10 protein-coding genes are annotated in these 16,982 nt (G+C 68.5%); 7 read left to right on the forward strand and 3 right to left on the reverse strand.

The features are described from left to right. Window positions 1-40 precede the first annotated feature (40 nt). From ACIQ7H_RS06195 to ACIQ7H_RS06215, 5 genes are all read left to right on the forward strand, one after another. The gene (locus ACIQ7H_RS06195) at window positions 41-3,547 is read left to right on the forward strand and encodes a S8 family serine peptidase (RefSeq protein WP_395789479.1); all 3,507 of its coding nucleotides are present in this window, start codon (window positions 41-43) and stop codon (window positions 3,545-3,547) included. A gap of 257 nt (window positions 3,548-3,804) precedes the next feature. Further along, window positions 3,805-5,472, forward strand: a complete 1,668-nt coding sequence (gene oleC / locus ACIQ7H_RS06200; RefSeq protein ID WP_395789481.1) for an olefin beta-lactone synthetase — start codon at window positions 3,805-3,807, stop codon at window positions 5,470-5,472. A 24-nt stretch (window positions 5,473-5,496) separates the two neighbouring features. Next, window positions 5,497-6,525 (forward strand): NAD-dependent epimerase/dehydratase family protein, encoded by a 1,029-nt coding sequence (locus ACIQ7H_RS06205; protein WP_395789483.1) that lies wholly within the window; start codon window positions 5,497-5,499, stop codon window positions 6,523-6,525. 13 nt (window positions 6,526-6,538) lie between these two features. After that, window positions 6,539-7,498, forward strand: coding sequence for a LysR family transcriptional regulator (locus tag ACIQ7H_RS06210; RefSeq protein WP_395789485.1), 960 nt, complete (start codon window positions 6,539-6,541; stop codon window positions 7,496-7,498). Window positions 7,499-7,587: 89 nt separating this feature from the next. Then, a complete protein-coding gene (locus ACIQ7H_RS06215) occupies window positions 7,588-7,950 on the forward strand; it encodes an ECF-type sigma factor (protein WP_395789487.1) in 363 nt (120 codons plus the stop codon). A gap of 190 nt (window positions 7,951-8,140) precedes the next feature. On the opposite strand, the gene ACIQ7H_RS06220 is transcribed toward ACIQ7H_RS06215, so the two are convergent. Beyond that, window positions 8,141-8,863, reverse strand: a complete 723-nt coding sequence (locus tag ACIQ7H_RS06220; protein ID WP_395789489.1) for a DUF6445 family protein — start codon at window positions 8,861-8,863, stop codon at window positions 8,141-8,143. Between the two features lie 65 nt (window positions 8,864-8,928). Next, window positions 8,929-9,903, reverse strand: coding sequence for an alpha/beta hydrolase (locus tag ACIQ7H_RS06225; RefSeq protein WP_395789491.1), 975 nt, complete (start codon window positions 9,901-9,903; stop codon window positions 8,929-8,931). Between the two features lie 173 nt (window positions 9,904-10,076). Here ACIQ7H_RS06225 and ACIQ7H_RS06230 point away from each other — a divergent pair, with 173 nt between their 5' ends. Further along, on the forward strand, window positions 10,077-11,033 hold the full coding sequence (locus ACIQ7H_RS06230; RefSeq protein ID WP_395789493.1) for a mechanosensitive ion channel family protein: 957 nt from the start codon (window positions 10,077-10,079) through the stop codon (window positions 11,031-11,033). On the opposite strand, the gene ACIQ7H_RS06235 is transcribed toward ACIQ7H_RS06230, so the two are convergent. Then, the gene (locus tag ACIQ7H_RS06235) at window positions 11,021-13,444 is read right to left on the reverse strand and encodes an amylo-alpha-1,6-glucosidase (protein WP_395789495.1); all 2,424 of its coding nucleotides are present in this window, start codon (window positions 13,442-13,444) and stop codon (window positions 11,021-11,023) included. The genes ACIQ7H_RS06230 and ACIQ7H_RS06235 overlap by 13 nt on opposite strands. A 447-nt stretch (window positions 13,445-13,891) precedes the next feature. Here ACIQ7H_RS06235 and ACIQ7H_RS06240 point away from each other — a divergent pair, with 447 nt between their 5' ends. Beyond that, window positions 13,892-16,900, forward strand: coding sequence for an alpha-1,6-glucosidase domain-containing protein (locus tag ACIQ7H_RS06240; protein WP_395789497.1), 3,009 nt, complete (start codon window positions 13,892-13,894; stop codon window positions 16,898-16,900). Window positions 16,901-16,982: the final 82 nt, after the last annotated feature.

A 16,982-nucleotide genomic window follows, 5' to 3' on the forward strand; every position in this document is an offset into this window, starting at 1 on the left:
GGCCCGCAGCTCAGCGGCGGGCCGCCACACCGGAGTTCACATGGTCAGCACCCGTTCGCGTTTTCCGCAGCATCGCCTTGCGCTAGCCCTGTCCTTGGCACTACTGGCGCCGCAGGTGGGCGCGCAATCCGCGCTGCGCGACGTACCCGCGCGGGAGCCCAGCATCGAGACCCTGGCCGAGGCGACCGCGCCGGGCCTGCTGCTGACGCGCGCCGGCGTGTTCGACCCCGACTGGCAGCAGCTCGACGGCAGCGCACTGGGCCTGCCGGATGCTGACGGCGATGCCTATGCCCTGCTGCAATTCCATGCGGACGCACCGGCGCCGCTGGAGTGGCTGAAAGCGCGCGGCATCGACGCACTCGACTACTTGCCGCACCACGCTTGGCGGGTGCGCTTGAACGGCCGCTCGCTGTCCGGGCTCGGCAACGACCCTGCCCTGCGCTACGCAGGTCGCGTGCCCAGCCTGCTGCGCATCGATCCCTCACTTTGGCCGCAGACGCGCGCGCAGACGCTGGCGTCGGACACCGTCGATGGCGTGATCGAACTGCAGCTGGCGCGCGGCGAATCGGCACCCGATGTGCTCGCCGCGATCAACAAGCTCGCGCCCTCGCTGAAGTCGATCGACTACCTCGACCGCGGCGACCTGCCGTGGGTGCGGCTGGACGCCAGTGCGGCCATGCCCGGCGCGATCGAAGCCCTGCTGCGGATCGAGGCCATCCAGTGGATCGCGCCCTACGCGCGGCCGGAGCCGCACAACCAGAACGCGCTCGGGCCGATGCAGGGCAACGACTTGACCACCGCCGGCACGCCGATCTTCGCCCGTGGCCTGACCGGCACTGGCCAGATCATCGCGGTCGCCGATTCCGGGCTGGACCGCAACGAGGACTGGTTTGTCGACATCGACTTCGGCGATGGCCAGGGTGTGCGCCGCTCGATCACACCGTCCGACAACCCGCTGCCGCCCTTGACCGGCGCCACCCACCCGCTGGCCAAGGTATTCGCCTACTGGGTGCAGCCGGGCGCGACGGCCTTCGACAACAACCTCCAGTGCACGCCGTCCAGCGGTCCAACCGGTTTCCATGGCAGCCACGTGTCCGGAACGGTCGGTGGCGATCGGGCCGGTGCAGGCGGCATCGCCACGCCGCTGCTGCCCGGCCGCGACGCCGGTGACGGCATGGCGCCGAATGCGCAGATCCTGTTCCAGGACATCGGCAACGACGTCTCGGGCTGCCTGTCCATCAGAAACTTGACGGGCACCCTGGCGCAAGCCGCAAGCGGCGGCGCGCGCGTGCACAACAACAGCTGGGGCTCGGATTCGCGGGGCGCCTATGGCGGCAGCGATATCGCCGCCGATCTTGCCGCACGCCAGCTGCGCGAACTGCTGGTGGTGGTCGCGGCAGGCAACCGTGGCGGCTCCGGCCCCAACACCACCGGCTCTCCGGGCAACAACAAGAATGGTCTGACCGTTGGCGCGCTCGGCAATGGCAACTCTCTCAGCATCGCCAGCTTCAGCAGCCGCGGCCCGACCGATGACGGGCGCATCAAACCGGACATCGTCGCCCCCGGTTCCAGCACCGTGTCGGCTGCCGGCGATACCAGCAATGCTGAAACCGTCGACACCGGCACCACCTCATCGAAATCCGGCACCTCGATGGCGGCACCCACCATCACCGGTGCCACGGCGCTCGCTCACCAGTACTTCGCCGACGGCTTCTACCCGCGCGGCAGCCGTACGCCCCAGGACCAGCACTCGGCCAGCGCGCAGGTGATGAAGGCGCTGCTGCTGAACAGCACCCGGGCGATCGATCTTGCCGGCGTGTGGCCGAACAACACCTTCGGCTGGGGCCGCCTGTGGCTGGAACACAGCCTGTATTTCAGCGGCGATATCGGCGCGGGGCTGGACACCCGGCGCCTGCGTGTGTTCGAGCGCACGGACGACAGCGGACTTGCCACCGGCGCTGTCCACGAGTACGCGCTGGCCAACGTGGCGGCCGGCCAAGAGCTGCGTTTCACCTTGACCTGGCTCGACCCGGCCGCGTCGGCTGGCGCGGCGGTCACCCTGGTGAACGATCTTGACCTTGAAGTGGTCGGGCCGGATGCCACCCTCTACCTCGGCAACGTGTTCACCTCCGGCGTCTCCACCAGCGGCGGCACCGCCGACCGCCGCAACACGGTCGAGCAGGTTCGCTTCACCGCGCCAAGCGCCGGCGCCTACAGCGTGCGCGTCCGCGGCTTCAATGTGCCGGGCAACGCACTGGATGGCAGCAGCCGCCAGGGCTATGGCCTGGTTGCCAGCGGCGCGATCGGCCTGCCCGAACAGCCGGCACTGGCGGCACCGGCCGCGCCGTCGGTCAGCCGGAATGATCTCGATGGCGTCGCCGTGAGTTTCAGCCCAGTTTCGGGCGCGCAGGGCTATCAGCTGTATCGCGCCAGCGGGACCTGCGCCAGCGCTGACCCGCGCGCGTTCCGTATGGTTGGCCACGGCGCCAGTGCCCCGCTGCTCGATACCAGCACGGTCGGTGGCTACGGCTACGCTTGGAAGGTGCGCGCGATCGGCGGCGATGTCGAAGGCGAAGTCTCGACCTGTATCGATGCCGTGTCGGCCGCCGCCTGCCTGCTGCCGCCGGAGTTCTCGATGAGCGACGCGACTGCCAACGGCAACCGTGACACCTGCGGCGTGGAACTCTCCTGGACAGCGGCCGATAGCCGCTGCCCACTGGCGACGGGCATTACGTATCGCATCGAGCGCTCGCTGCGGCCGGATTTCCAGACCGTCAGCGTGCTGGCCGCGGATCACAGCGGCACCAGCTTCCTCGACAGCACCGTACTGCCCGACCAGGCCTATTTCTACCGCGCCAGCGCGGCGGATGCCGCCGGCAACCGCAGCAGCGATCCGCGCGTGCTCGCGGCAACCCCCTCGCCCGCCAGCGGCCCCGCAGCTGGCAGCTTCTTCGACAATGTCGATCAGCGCAGCTATGCGAAGCTGCAGGCGCCTTGGCAGTTCTCGACAGTCGCCAGTGACGGCAGCTTCAGCTATCACAACGGCCCCGACGGTTCGAACTATGCCGCCAACGCCTGCGCCAGCCTGACCTTGCCGCCGCTGCAGCTCGGCCCGAATGCCCAGCTGACGTACAAGGCCCGCTACGCGATCGAACGGAACTGGGATGGCGTGGTCAGCCAGATTTCGACCGATGGCGGCCAGACCTGGGCCAGCCTGCCTCCCACAGGTGGCTTCCCCGGCAGCTTTGCCGCCACCGGCGATCCGCCGGGCAATGCCTGTGGCTTCCCGGCCAGCCAGGGGGCCTTCAGCGGCAGCAGCAGCGGCCAGTTCCAGAGCTTCACCAGCAATCTCGCCGCCTTCGCCGGGCAAACGGTGCAGATCCGCTGGGTGTTCTCGTCCGACTCCGCCGACGAGGAGGCGGGCTTCTATCTGGACGAGATCCGTTTGAACACGGTCATCCCGCCCGAGATCTTTGCCAACGGCTTCGAGACCAGTGCACGAGGGCAGGCGGCAGCTGGCAACGGCGGCCAGTGCGAGCTGCCATAGGGCTCCGAAACACTGGGCACCGGGAGACCAGCTCTCCGCTACGGGCAGCCGCCGGCCGCCCGTAGCGGAACTCCGCCTGCGCTGGTTCACAAGCCACAGTTGCCGGCGGAGGAATGCCCTGCCCGCACGCTTGGCTTGATCGAGCCGTTCAGTAGATCGCGTGAATCCGCAGCCCTTAGCCGACATTCTGGTCCGCTGGGACTCCACAGCGACGGGCCGGCTTGCGATCCTTGGCGGACAGCCTCTGGAACTCCGACATGACCTCACCCTGCAATATCGCCGCGGCACTGCCGCGGCTGGCGCTGGAGCGACCCGACCAGATCGCCATCCGCTGCCCGTCCGGCCTGCGCGCTGACGGCACCGCCGAATACGGCCTGAGCCTGAGCTATGCCGAGCTTGATCGTCGCAGCGATGCGATCGCTGCCGGCCTGGGCCGGGTCGGTATCACCCGCGGCGTGCGCACCGCACTGATGGTGCGACCCTCACCCGAGCTTTTTCTGCTGATGTTCGCGCTGTTCAAATCCGGTGCGGTGCCGGTGCTGATCGACCCCGGCATCGACCGGCGCGCACTCAAGCAATGCCTCGATGAAGCAGCTCCAGCCGGGTTCATCGGCATCCCGCTGGCGCAGCTGGCGCGCGTGCTGCTGGGTTGGGGCCGCGGCCATGTGCGGCATGTGGTCAGCGTCGGCCGCAAGTTTCCGTTCGGTGGCCACAGCCTGGCGCAAATCGAGGCGCTGGGGGCCGGCGCTGGCCCGCAGCTGGCCGACACCGCAGCCGATGAGATCGCGGCGATTCTGTTCACTTCCGGATCGACCGGCGTGCCCAAGGGCGTGGTCTATCGGCACCGCCATTTCGCCGCGCAGATCGAGCTGCTCGGCAGCGCGTTCGGCATCGAGCCCGGCGGGGTCGACCTGCCCACCTTCCCGCCGTTCGCGCTGTTCGATCCCGCGCTGGGCCTGACCAGCGTGATTCCGGACATGGACCCGACCCGGCCGGCCCAGGCCGATCCGCGCAAGCTCATCGCTGCGATTCAACAGTTCAGCATCGGTCAGATGTTCGGCTCGCCGGCCCTGCTCGACACGCTCAGCCGCTACGGCGAGCAACACGGCATTCGCCTGCCCAGCCTGAAGCGGGTGACCTCGGCCGGCGCACCGGTGCCGTTTGCGGTGGTGCAGCGGATGCAGGCGATGCTGGCCGACGACGCACAGATCTGGACGCCGTATGGCGCGACCGAATGCCTGCCGGTGGCGGTGATCGAAGGCCGCGAGCTGGCGCAGACCCGCGCTGCGACCGAATCCGGTGCCGGCACCTGTGTCGGCCGGCCGGTGCCGGCCAATACCGTGCGGGTGATCGCGATCAGCGATGACGCCCTGCCAGACTGGGGCGCGACCAGCGTGCTTGTGCCCGGCGAAATCGGTGAGATCACGGTGGCAGGCCCGACCGCTACCGATGCCTACTTCAAGCGCGACGCCGCCACCGCGCTGGCCAAGATCCGCGAGACACTGCCCGACGGCAGCGAACGCATCGTCCACCGCATGGGCGACCTGGGCTGTTTCGATGCCGAGGGTCGACTGTGGTTCTGCGGGCGCAAGAGCCAGCGCGTAGAAACCGGTTCTGGACCGCTGTACACCGAGCAGGTCGAGCCGGTGTTCAACACCCACCCTGATGTGCGTCGCAGCGCATTGGTCGGTATCGGCACGATCGGCGCGCAGATTCCGGTCCTGTGTGTGGAGCTGAAACCCGGCACCGACCGCGAGCGCTCGGCGATCGAAGCCGAGCTGCTGAACCTCGGCGCGCGCTACGCCCACACCCACGGGATCCAGCGCGTGAGGTTCCACACAGGCTTTCCGGTCGACATCCGGCACAATGCAAAAATCGGCCGCGAGGCGCTGGCGCGCTGGGCAGCGTCCCAGCCAGGTCACTGAAATGCACGGCAGCAGGGGTTTGCAATGAAGATTCTGGTCACCGGCGGCGGTGGATTTCTGGGGCAGGCCATCTGCTCGCGCCTGGTCGGGCGCGGGCTGTCGGTCATCAGCTACAACCGCGGCCTGTACCCGGGCCTCGCCGCGCTTGGCGTACGTCAGGTGCAGGCCGACCTCGCCAACTTCGAAGCGCTGGCGGAGGCCACGGCCGGCGTGGACGCGGTGTTCCATGTCGGCGCCAAGGCCGGCGCCTGGGGCAGCTTCCGCGAGTACTTCGACGCCAATGTCCGCGGCACCCGCAATGTCATCGCCGCCTGCCGTCTGAATACCGTACGCACCCTCGTCTACACCTCATCGCCCAGCGTGACCCACCGCGCGACCACGCCGGTGATCGGGCTGTCGGAATCCAGAGTCCCGCTGGCCAGCGGCTTCAAGGCCTGGTATCCGGCCACCAAGCGTGTCGCCGAGGAAATCGTGCTGGAGGCCAATGGCACCGACCTGTCCACCGTGGCCCTGCGGCCACGGCTGATCTGGGGCCCGGGCGACAACCAGTTGCTGCCGCGGCTGGTCGATCGCGCCCAGCAGGGTCGTCTGCGCTTCGTCGGCGACGGCCAGAACAAGGTCGACACCACCTACATCGACAACGCCGCGCAGGCGCATCTGGATGCCTTCGACGCCCTGCACGGCAATCGCGGCGCCCGCTGCGCAGGCAAGGCGTATTTCATCTCCAACGGCGAGCCCAAGCCGATCTCCGAGATCGTCAACGGCCTGCTGCGCGCGGCTGGCGCGCCGATCGTGAAGGAGCTGGTGCCGTTCCGTGTCGCCTACTGGCTGGGTGCGGCGCTGGAGGCCGCCTACACGGTGCTGCCGTTCAAGGGCGAGCCGATGATGACCCGTTTCCTGGCGGAACAATTGTCGACGCCGCACTTCTACGACATCAGCGCCGCGCGCCGCGATTTCGGCTACCAGCCGCGCGTCAGCGTACTGGAAGGCCTGCGCCAACTCGGCCACTGGTGGCAGGAGCAACAGGCCGCCGAGCAGGCCGAACGCTCGTGAGCCCGGCGCGGCGGTGAGCAAGTCCCCCGCCCGCTTCTACTACAAGGGCAGCCGCCTGAAGCAGCTGCGCGCGTTCTGCAACGCGGCTCGATTGGGCTCGGTGACGCGTGCCGCCGAGGCCCTGTTCCTGAGCCAGCCGGCGGTCTCGCTGCAGTTGGGCGCGCTGGAAAGCGAGATCGGCGTCAGCCTGTTCGAGCGCCACGGTCGCCGTCTCAATCTGACCCGCGAAGGGCAGGTTCTGTATGAGCTGGCGCGGCCGCTGGTGGACGGTCTGGATGGCCTGGAGACCGCCTTCCAGAGCCGACTCAAAGGCCTGGAGGGCGGCGAGTTGAACATCGCTGCCGGCGCCTCGACCATCCTGTATCTGCTGCCGCAATTGATCGCCGACTTCCGCCGCAGCCATCCCGATGTGCAGCTGCGCCTGCACAACGTGACCGGCAAGGATGGACTGGCCCTGATCCGCTCGGACGAGGTCGACCTCGCGGTCGGCTCGATGCTCGACGTGCCGAATGACATCGACTACGCCCCGCTGTATTCGTTCGACCCGGTATTGATCACCCCGCCGGACCACCCGCTGGCGCGGGCCGGGGATCCGACCCTGGAGGATCTCTCGCCGTACGGACTGATCCTGCCGCCGAAGCGCCTGACCACCTACCGCCTGGTTGATCTGATCTTCCAGCAGCGCAAGGTGCCGTACACGGTGGCGCTGGAGGTCGGCGGCTGGGAAGTCATCAAACAGTACGTCGCGATGGGCCTGGGCATCAGCATCGTCACCAGCATCTGCATCAGTGAAGCCGACCGCGCGCGCCTGTTCGTGCACAACATGCGCGAGTACTTCCCGCCACGCAGCTACGGCGTGGTGATCCGCAAAGGCAAATACCTGAGCCCGCAAGCGCGCGCCTTCGTCGACCAGCTCAAGCCTTCGGCCTTCGCCCGCGGCGGCTACGACGAGGCGGGGCATTCGGAGCGCTGAGCTCGCCGGGGCTGTCCAGTCTCGACCCGGGTCCGCCAAGGTCGGCCGGGTCAGGTTCCGGCCAGCGTTTCAGCAGCGCCGGTCAGCGCGTGCCGATATCGCCAGTCGCCGGCACTTCTACGCGAACGCCATGCGCCAGGTCGGAATCGACTGCGCGCGCACGTCAGGCCCAGCGGCGCGGGGGTGGCGTCGAGCCGATCACGCTGGAGCGAGCGCCGCTCGCGTTGGTTTTGCGGATCGACCAGCTGGTGCAGCTTGATTCGGCATTGGACCGTCTGGCCCAAGCCGACCCGCGGCTGGAACAGATCAGCGAACTGCGAGTGTTCGGCGGACTGGAGGTGGGTGGGATCGCCGATTTTCTGGGCGCGTCCGAGCCCACGACCCAAGGCGGCATCCGAGTCGCCAAGGCCGTTCCAGACAAACTGACCGGACCTGGCCCGCGCGAGCATTGACAGGGTCAGACACAGACAGACCCGTGCGAAGCGGATGGCAGACCTGCACGATTCTCCAGCCAGGAGCGGGATGCCCCCGAATGGCGTTGCGCGCGCAGAAGGGCGAGCTTAAGCATCACCAACACGGCGCCAGCCGCTGCGAAGGTCTCAGCCGCTGGCGGCGATGAGGCAGGCGAGCAGCGCAGGGAGATCAGCCCGGCGACAGCGGACCCACGGCCGCGCGGCAGGTAAAGAACCCGTTCAGGCTCAGCCGACCGCGACGCGGGTCTGGATCGAGCCGCTCAGGACAGTGGATGTCGCCGCTGTGGAACAGATCGCCGCGGTAGACGATCAGCCGGTTGTAGCGCGGCGCCACGCAGGCCACGCGCTCGAACCAAGCGTTGCCGGCGGTCATGTAGCCCGGCTGCAGATCGTAGCGTGCGCGAAAGTCGGCGGCCGGCAGCCGGCCCGAGTCGTACAGCAACCGATCCATCTCGACCGGAGGGCGCAGCGGACGGTAGAACGCAGTGCCGCCCAGCGCGGCTTGGTCAAACAGATACAGCACGCTGGCCGCGACACAGGTGGAAGGCTCAAGGCTCAGGCGGTCGCGGTGGCAGATCCACTGCGGTGGCGACAGCTGCTCGGGCGCGCGCGTCACCAGCGCCAGCCGGCTGTGCGCGCGCAGGGTGCGCCGTGCGCCCAAGGCGCTGCGGGCATGCTGGTTGAAGAACTCCACCAGCCGAGCGGTGATGGCCGCCGACAGCGCAAGCTCGGGGCCGGGATACGCGTTCCACGGCGCCTCGACGAAGTCGGCGCGGTGCTGCTCGGCCAGCGCGACCAAGCGCTCCGGCTCAGCCAGTACATCGTCGAAGACCAGGCAGACCTGGCCATCGTGCAGGGGCAGCAGCTGGCGGCTGGGATTGGGATTGAACACGGGCGCGGGTTCGGATTTCGATCTCGGGAACGGGGATTCGACCTTGGCCTGCGGCGCAGGCTGGGTCAGTCCTTGCGTGCGTCGGAGGCGTGGTGGGCATCATCGCCCGGCGGCGGCCCGAGCAGAAAGCGCAGCGGATCCGCCAGCCGCGCAGACCAGGCGGCTTCGCTGTGATCCGCGCTGAGATAGGCGCGGCTGCTCCACTGTGCCGTTGGCAGAGGCGAGGCGCGGAACACCCCATCCACCTCGGCCTGCAAGGGTGGATAGAGCGCGTCGAGGGTGATGGTGCCGTGGTCCATCCAGATCCGCTGCGCACCGAGCTGGGGCAGGCGATCGGCCAGGTAAGCGCGCATCGCCGCCGGGAACGGGTTGTCATCGACGCTGAAACTGCCCGGCCAGTGGGTCGACAGCGCCGCCGCACCGCCGAACTCGTACGGATACTCCAGCAGCGCATACAGGCTGATCAGCCCGCCCATGCTGCTGCCCATCAACAGAGAGTCGGCCGGCTGCCGCGACACCGCATAGCGGGCCTGCACGGCCGGTTTGAGTTCTTCGACCAGATAGCGCAGATAGGCGTCGGCGGCCGGCGGAGCCGAGAACAGGCGCTGTCCGGGCTCGCGCTCCAGTTGCAGCAATGCCTCACGCGCCGAGGCCGGCAACGCTTCGAACACCCGCTGCGGGAAGTACTCACGATGGCGGTGCTTGCCGCCGTTCCACACCCCGACCACGATGAACGGACGCAGCGTGCCGGCATCGATCAAGGCCGCTGCACTGCGATCGATCTCCCAGGCCTGGCCATTCCAGGTGGTGCTGGCGTCGAACAACATCTGCCCGTCGTGCATGTACAGCACCGCATAGGGCGCTGCGTCCGGGTAGCTCGGCGGCAGCCACACATCCACGTGGCGCGGCGGCAGATGGCGGGAATCGATTTGCGGCAGCCGCTCGATACGGCCGAATTCGGCCTGCGGCAGAGCGACTTCCGCATCGGAGCGAAGCGGTGCCAGCAGACACAGCGCGAACAGCAGGGCAAAGTGCTTCATCGGCAGACCTCCGGAAAACAGGCGCGGCGTACGCTGCAACCCGAAGCGGTCGCAGCTTTGGTCGGCGACGCCCGCGCCCGGCAACACTGATCCAACCCCGCCTGCACCAAGTTCGCCCCGACCCCGCACCGCGGGAAATTCTTGTCGCAAGCATTGACTGAAGGAGCAGCCAAATGGACGAACTTCTGCGCGCGGGCCGACAGCTCGACTGGATCGGGCTGGCCACCACCTGGGGCCTGCGCATCACCGGCGCCCTGGTCATTCTGCTGGTGGGCCTGTGGCTGGCGCGGCGCATGTCGGGCACGGTGCGCAAGCTGCTTGAGCGCGCGCGGGTCGAGAGCATTCTTGCCAACTTCTTCGGCAATCTCGCGCACGCGGCGGTGCTGGTGCTGGTACTGGTCACCGCGCTGGATGCGCTCGGCGTACCGCCGACCTCGTTGCTGGCCGTGATGGGCGCGGCTGGCCTCGCGGTGGGCCTGGCGATGAAGGATTCGCTGTCCAACATCGCCGCGGGAATGATGCTGATCGTGCTGCGCCCGTTCCGCATCGGCGACGAGGTGCAGATCGCCGGCATCACCGGCGTGGTGCAGCAGGTGCGCTTGTTCCAGACCATACTCACCAGCGTCGAGAATCACCAGATCACCTTGCCCAACAGCCAGATCACCGCCGAGCCGATCACCAACTTCACCGCCAACGCGACCCGGCGTATCGATATTCCGGTCGGCGTGGACTACGGCAACGACATACGCGGCGCACGTGCGGCTCTGCTCGGCTTCGCGCAGGCGCATCCGAAGGTGCTGGAGGCGCCGGCCGCCGATGTGATCGTCAGCGAGTTGGCCGACAGCAGTGTCAATCTGGTGCTGCGCGTCTGGGTCAATACGCCCGACTTCGCCAGCACGCGTTCGGACCTGCTGGAAGCAGTGCACTCGGGCCTGCCACAGGCGGGCTTCAGCATTCCGTTCCCGCAGCAGGATGTGCACCTTCGCCTGCCGGAGAACTTCGCTGCCCTGCTCGGCCGCGCGCCGGCTGAGTCGAATGAAGCAGCAAGCACGCTCGCCGATGCGCAGCCCGCGCATGGCGCTGATGCGGGCCACAGCAGGATTGATCGGGAAGCCGCTCACCGCGACTGATCGCCGCTGACGATCGCGCGCAGCACATCGCGGCCCCGCAGCATCGGGAACGCGGTCGATGGCGGCGGCGGAGTCGCGAGATCGAGGCCCTGCAGCATCGCCTGCTGGCTCTGCATCACGGGCTGCGAGTCCAACACGAGGCCATCGAGCGCGGCCACGCGACCGTCCCAACGTAGCGTGCGCGGCTGCGCGCCGAGCTCGAACGCGAGCCGCCGCCGGCCGTTGTCATCGGTCAGCAGATCCAGCTCGATCCGGCGCGCGCTGCCGCTGAGCGCGGCGAACTGCCAGACCCAGGCTGCGCCCTCGCGCCGCACCTGCAGCTGCAGCGATTCGCTACGGCCGAACGGCAGCCGGGCACTCAGCGTATGCCAGTCTTCGGGCAGCGCCGGCACCAGGGCCAAGGTGTTGCGCAACAGGTTGGGCCGGAAGCCGAGGTAGTCCTGATACGCGTTGCGACTGAACTCGGCGACGCTCCACGACTGAGCATAGGTGCCGCTGGGCCGCGGCTGCCCGGTCGCATCCGGGAGCGCATCGAGCAGCTCGCTCATGCTGCCGCGGGTGCCCGAATGCAGGATCTGCCGCGCCAGCTCGCTGCTCAGACGCCAGGCCAGAGCCTGCTGGCCGTATCTGTTCAGTGCCGTGACGGTGAAGCCGGCGTTCCAGCCCCACACCGTGCCGTTGTGATAGGCGGCATCCTTGTGGTGGAACGTAGGATTCTCATGGCGCGGATGGAACTGCGGATGCGCGGGATCCAGCGAGGCGATGCCGTAGGGAAACAGCAGGTGCTCGACGCTGTCGCGCAGCACGCGTGCGGCCACGTCTTCGGGCAGCAGCGGCGTCCACGGCACGCTGATCAGCATCAGCGCGTTCGGCCGCCGCGCCAGATCGCGCGAGCCGTCAGCGCGCAGACGATCGGCGATCCGCGCGCCGTCCCAGAACCGCGCGAGGAGAGCCGCCCGCGCCCGCTGCGCCTGATCGCGCCAGGCCCGCAGTTCGTCCGCCCGCTGCGCAGCATTCACCGATCCGGGCTGCGCACTGGCGAGTTCGATCGCGCTCTCCAGCGCGGTGATCCACAGCGCCTGGATCTCGACCGCGCGATCTCCGCGCGGTGACCAGGCCGGGCCGTGCTCGAACACCCGCGCATCCATCCAGGTATCGGCATCGGCGTGACGCAGCAGGCCGTCGGCATCCAGATGCCGCTGCGCGCCGTCGATATACACCCGCGCGAGCTCGACCAACTCAGCGGCGAACTCGACATCACCGCTGTAGCGCACGTACTCCAGCCCCGCGCGCAGCAGCCAGGGCGTGCCGTCGACGGTGTTGTAGATCGTCGGCTGATTCGTCGCCACGCGGTTGGGCACGCGGCCGTAGTCGGGCGAATCGGGATCACGCTGCTGGCGCTCGGCAAACGCCGCCAGCACCGCGCGCGCCTGCTCGAACTGTCCGGACACCAGCAGCGTTCCGGGCAGCGCGATAAAAGTGTCGCGCCCCCAGTTGTCGCGGAACCAGGGCAGGCCCGCCCAGATGCCGGGGCCGTACTGGTCGACCACGAAGCTCAGCGCGCTGGCCTGCGCCCACTGCAGGGCGCGGTTGTAGTCGGCATCTGGCGTGATCAGTTCGGCCGCGGACAGACGCGCATGCTGCAGAACGCGCTGTGCGCTCCAGCTGTCCGTTGCGGCCAGCGCGCGCGCCGCAGCCAGCGCCTGCGCACGGCTGTCGGCGTAGGCGATGTGCACGGTCAGACGCTCCGCGGGCGCGGCGCTGGAGAGCCTCAGCCACGGCGCCTGCGCGGATGGCTGCAGCACATCACGATCCCCGCGCGTAAGCCGCGGCGCAGTCTCGATGCGCAGACTCTGGTCGGCGCTGATCGCGATCCAGTCCGGATGGCCATCGACTGCGCTGGCCGCGGGCGGCACCAGCAACAGGGCGCCGGGCGCGAGCTCAAGCCGATAGCCGGCGAGCCCTGCGCCCCACAGCGGCAGCAGGGACAGCTCGGCCGCGGTCTCGCTCTCCACGCGCAGGCTGAGCGCGGCACGGCCGCTGTGCAGCAGCAGGCAGTCACGCGCGCCGGCATGCTCAACGCAGTGGCCGAACGGAACAATCCGCTCGCTTTGCGCGGCCTCGCGCGGCAGGCGACGGCCATCGATAAACGCGGCGCGGTCCTCGAACAGGCTGGCCTCGCCGATGCGATAGCCAACGCCACCGCGGTAGCCGTGGGTCCAGCCCTCGTAGTAGCCAGCGCGGTTGTCGCCGGCGACGAACTGCGCGCGCTGGTCGGGTGTGATCGCCATGGCGGCGAAGAAAGCATCCGCATCGTGCGTCGCAACCTGCACGGGTGGGGTTTGCGTCAGCAGCAGCGGTGGCGGTGATTGCTGCAGGCTGGCGCAGCCGGCCAGCCCCAGGGCGAGCATGCATACAGCTGCGGCGGCGGTGCTGTGTCGTCTGCGATAGGCGGACGGTGTTGAGCTATCGAACATTTTCCCTGCCTTTGAACAATCGCCCGTCTCGCCCAAGGCCGCGGAGAGCAAGGCATTCTTCAGTCGCCTCGCCTGACGCAGGATTACGCCGTCCAAGCCCGGGCTTCGCCTCGACCCAATCACCGCGCAGTCGCCGAGCAAGCGCTGCAGCCTGGGCCGAGCACAGCCCAGCCCAAGCTTCGTGACTCAGAGCGCGCGCGATGATCGAAGCGCGAGCGTCGTCGAGTACATCCCGCCCATGGGTCGCCAGCGCGTCCGCTCGATGCTAGCCGCGAAGCCCGCAGATTCCGTGCTGCAGCTGCGACACATACGTATGCAGGCCACGCTGGGCTCGCGCACGGCTAGGATCGGCCCTGACCCGTCCCACCATGGAGCACTCCGATGCGCGGAATTCTGCTGCTCGATCGCGCGCGGCGCCGCGTCGACGCGCTATGCCAACTCGGCGTTGCCACACTGCTGCTGGCAGTCCTCGCAGGCGCCGTCCGCGCCGATGACACACTGCATGCCGACTGCGATGCCACCGAACACTTTCGCGTGCTGGCGCCCTCGCAGCTGCCGGCCGATGCGCAGGCGATCTGGCTGGATGCGCAGCGTCTGCGCTGGCCGCAGGCGCCGGCCGCGGGCCAGATCGTGCTGCTGCATTCGGATACCCCGATCAAGCTCGGGCCCCAGTCGCCGCCGGAGAAGTCCGTGCGGCGGATCGAGCTGTCGAGCCGGAGCAATGTGGTCCCGTTCGAGCAGTTCCGCCGCTTCCTCTGGTTCGGCGGCGGCGCCGAGTTCGTGCTGCCTGAGGACATCGACGCCGCTGACCTGCTGCGCGGTGATCTGCGCATCGCCTCATTCGACGCTGAAGGCCACATGCAGGCGCATACCCGCGTGCAGCATGCGGCAGCGCTGGACGCACGCTTCACCGCGGCGCTGGACGTGCCGCTGGGCGCGGTGCCAACGGACGCTTCGGTGCGCTTCGCGCTGTGGGCGCCGACCGCGCATCAGGTCGCGGCCTGCATCCACGCGGACGACAACGGCGAGGCGCAGTCCGCACATCTGCTCGATCGCGATGCCGCCAGCGGCGTGTGGTCAGCGAGCCTGCCGCAGGCGCGTATCGGGAGCTACTACACCTACCTCGTCGACGTGTTCGTGCCGGGCCACGGTCTGGTGCGCAACCGCGTCACCGACCCCTATGCGCTGGGTTTGGGCGCCGACGGCCGCCGCGCGATGGTGGTCGACCTGGATGACGCCCGTTTCAAACCGGCCGGATGGGACACCCAGGCGCGCCCGCCGGCACCGGAAGCCAATGTCGACATGGTGCTGTACGAGCTGCACGTGCGCGATTTCTCGCGCGATGACGACAGCGTTGCGGCTGAGCATCGCGGCCGCTATCGCGGCTTCAGCGACCCCGCAACACGCGGCATGCGCCATCTGCGTGCGCTGGCTGAGGCCGGGCTCAGCGATGTGCATCTGCTGCCGGTGTACGACATCGCCAGCATCCCGGAAACCGGCTGCGCCGAACCACAGATCGGCGGCGCGCCTGACAGCCCCGCGCAGCAGGCGGCCATCGCCGACATCAAGCACCGCGACTGCTTCAACTGGGGCTATGACCCACAGCACTACAGCGTGCCTGAAGGCAGCTATGCCTCCGACGCCAGCGATGGCGCGGTGCGCATCCGCGAGCTGCGCCAACTGGTGATGAGCCTGCATTCACTGGGCCTGCGGGTCGGGCTGGATGTGGTCTACAACCACACCAGCCACGCCGGCCAGCATCCGCAGTCGGTGCTGGACCGGATTGTTCCGGGCTACTACCACCGGCTGAATGCGCAGGGCGCGATCGAGCGCAGCACCTGCTGCGAGAACACCGCCACCGAGCACGCGATGATGGCGCGGCTGATGATCGACTCGGCCGTGGTGTGGGCGCGCGACTACCGCATCGACGGCTTCCGCTTCGACCTGATGGGCCACCAGCCCAAGGCGGCGATGCTGCGGCTGTCGCAGGCCGTGGATGCCGCTGCCGGCAAGCGCATTCCGATCATTGGCGAAGGTTGGAACTTCGGTGAAGTCGTCGACGGTGCGCGCTTTGAACAGGCCAGCCAGCTGAGCCTGGCCGGCAGCGGCATCGCTACCTTCAGCGACCGCGCACGCGATGCCATTCGCGGTGGTGGCGCGGCGACCAAGGGCGCCGAGCTGCGCACGGCGCTGGGGTGGGTTCATGGCCGGGATTTGGCATTGGGGATTGGGGATTCGGAAACGCGCGAGTCTGCCGCTTTGTCTCCCCTCTCCCCTCGTGGGAGAGGGGCCGGGGGAGAGGGGGCGCATCGCGAGAGTCCTCCCCCTCTCCCCAACCCGCCTTCGCTTCGCTCGGGCTCCGGAGAGCGTCGGCTGCCGCAGGCAGCCGACACGCGCTCTCCTTCGCTTCCCACGAGGGGAGAGGGGCTTGAATCCGCTACTTCGGTTGCGTTCGCCTCAAGCGCGAACTCATCGCAGACGAAACCCGAATCCCGGATCCCGAATCCCGGCTCCACAGCCGACCTCATCCATGTGGGCCTCGCCGGCAGCCTGCGCGACTACCTGTTGACCGGCAGCGATGGTGTGACGCGGTCGCTGGCGGAGTTCGACTACGCCGGCCAGCCGGCGGGTTACGTCGCTTCTCCGAACGAAGTCGTGAACTATGTCGAGAACCACGACAACCAGACTCTGTTCGACATCAATGCGCTGCGGCTGCCGCAGGACACCTCGGCCTCCGAACGCGCGCGGGTGCAGCTGCTGGCGGTGGCGCTGAACATGTTCAGCCAGGGCGTGCCGTACTTCCATGCCGGGGTCGAGGTGCTGCGCAGCAAGTCGCTGGATCGCAACAGCTACGACAGCGGCGACCATTTCAATCGGCTCGACTACAGCGGCGCCGACAACGGCTTTGGCCGTGGCCTACCGCCGGCCTGGGACAATCGCGACGACTGGCCGCAGCTGCGGCCCTTGCTTGCCGATGCGTCGATCAAACCGGATGCCGCCAACGTCGACTGGACCCGGCGTGCCTTTCTGGATCTGCTGCGTCTGCGCGCCAGCACCGCGCTGCTGCGACTGCGCAGCAGTGAACAGATCGGCCGGCGTCTGAGCGTTCTCAACACCGGCCCAGCCGCCGTGCCCGGCGTGGTGGCCGCGCATATCGATGGCGACGGTCTGCAGGGTGCTGGCTTCGCCGCGCTGATCTACGCGGTCAATGCCGATACCCGCGCGCAGCGCATCGAGGTGCCGCAGGCGCGCGGCCTTCCGTTCGTGCTGCACCCGCTGCACGCGGCGGAGACCGCCGCGGATCGCCGGCCGCAGACGGCGCAGTTCGATCGCGAGCGCGGCGAGCTGCGCATTCCGCCTCGCACGGCGGTGGTCTGGGTGCTGCCGTGAACTCGACGGTTCTGCTGCATCTGCAAATCCAGCCGAGCCGAGAACCGCGCGGTCGGGCGCGTTCGGCGCTGTCCGCTTTGCT

Origin of the sequence: Aquimonas sp. (assembly GCF_044377145.1) — a bacterium.
Classification (GTDB): Bacteria; Pseudomonadota; Gammaproteobacteria; order Xanthomonadales; family Xanthomonadaceae; genus Aquimonas.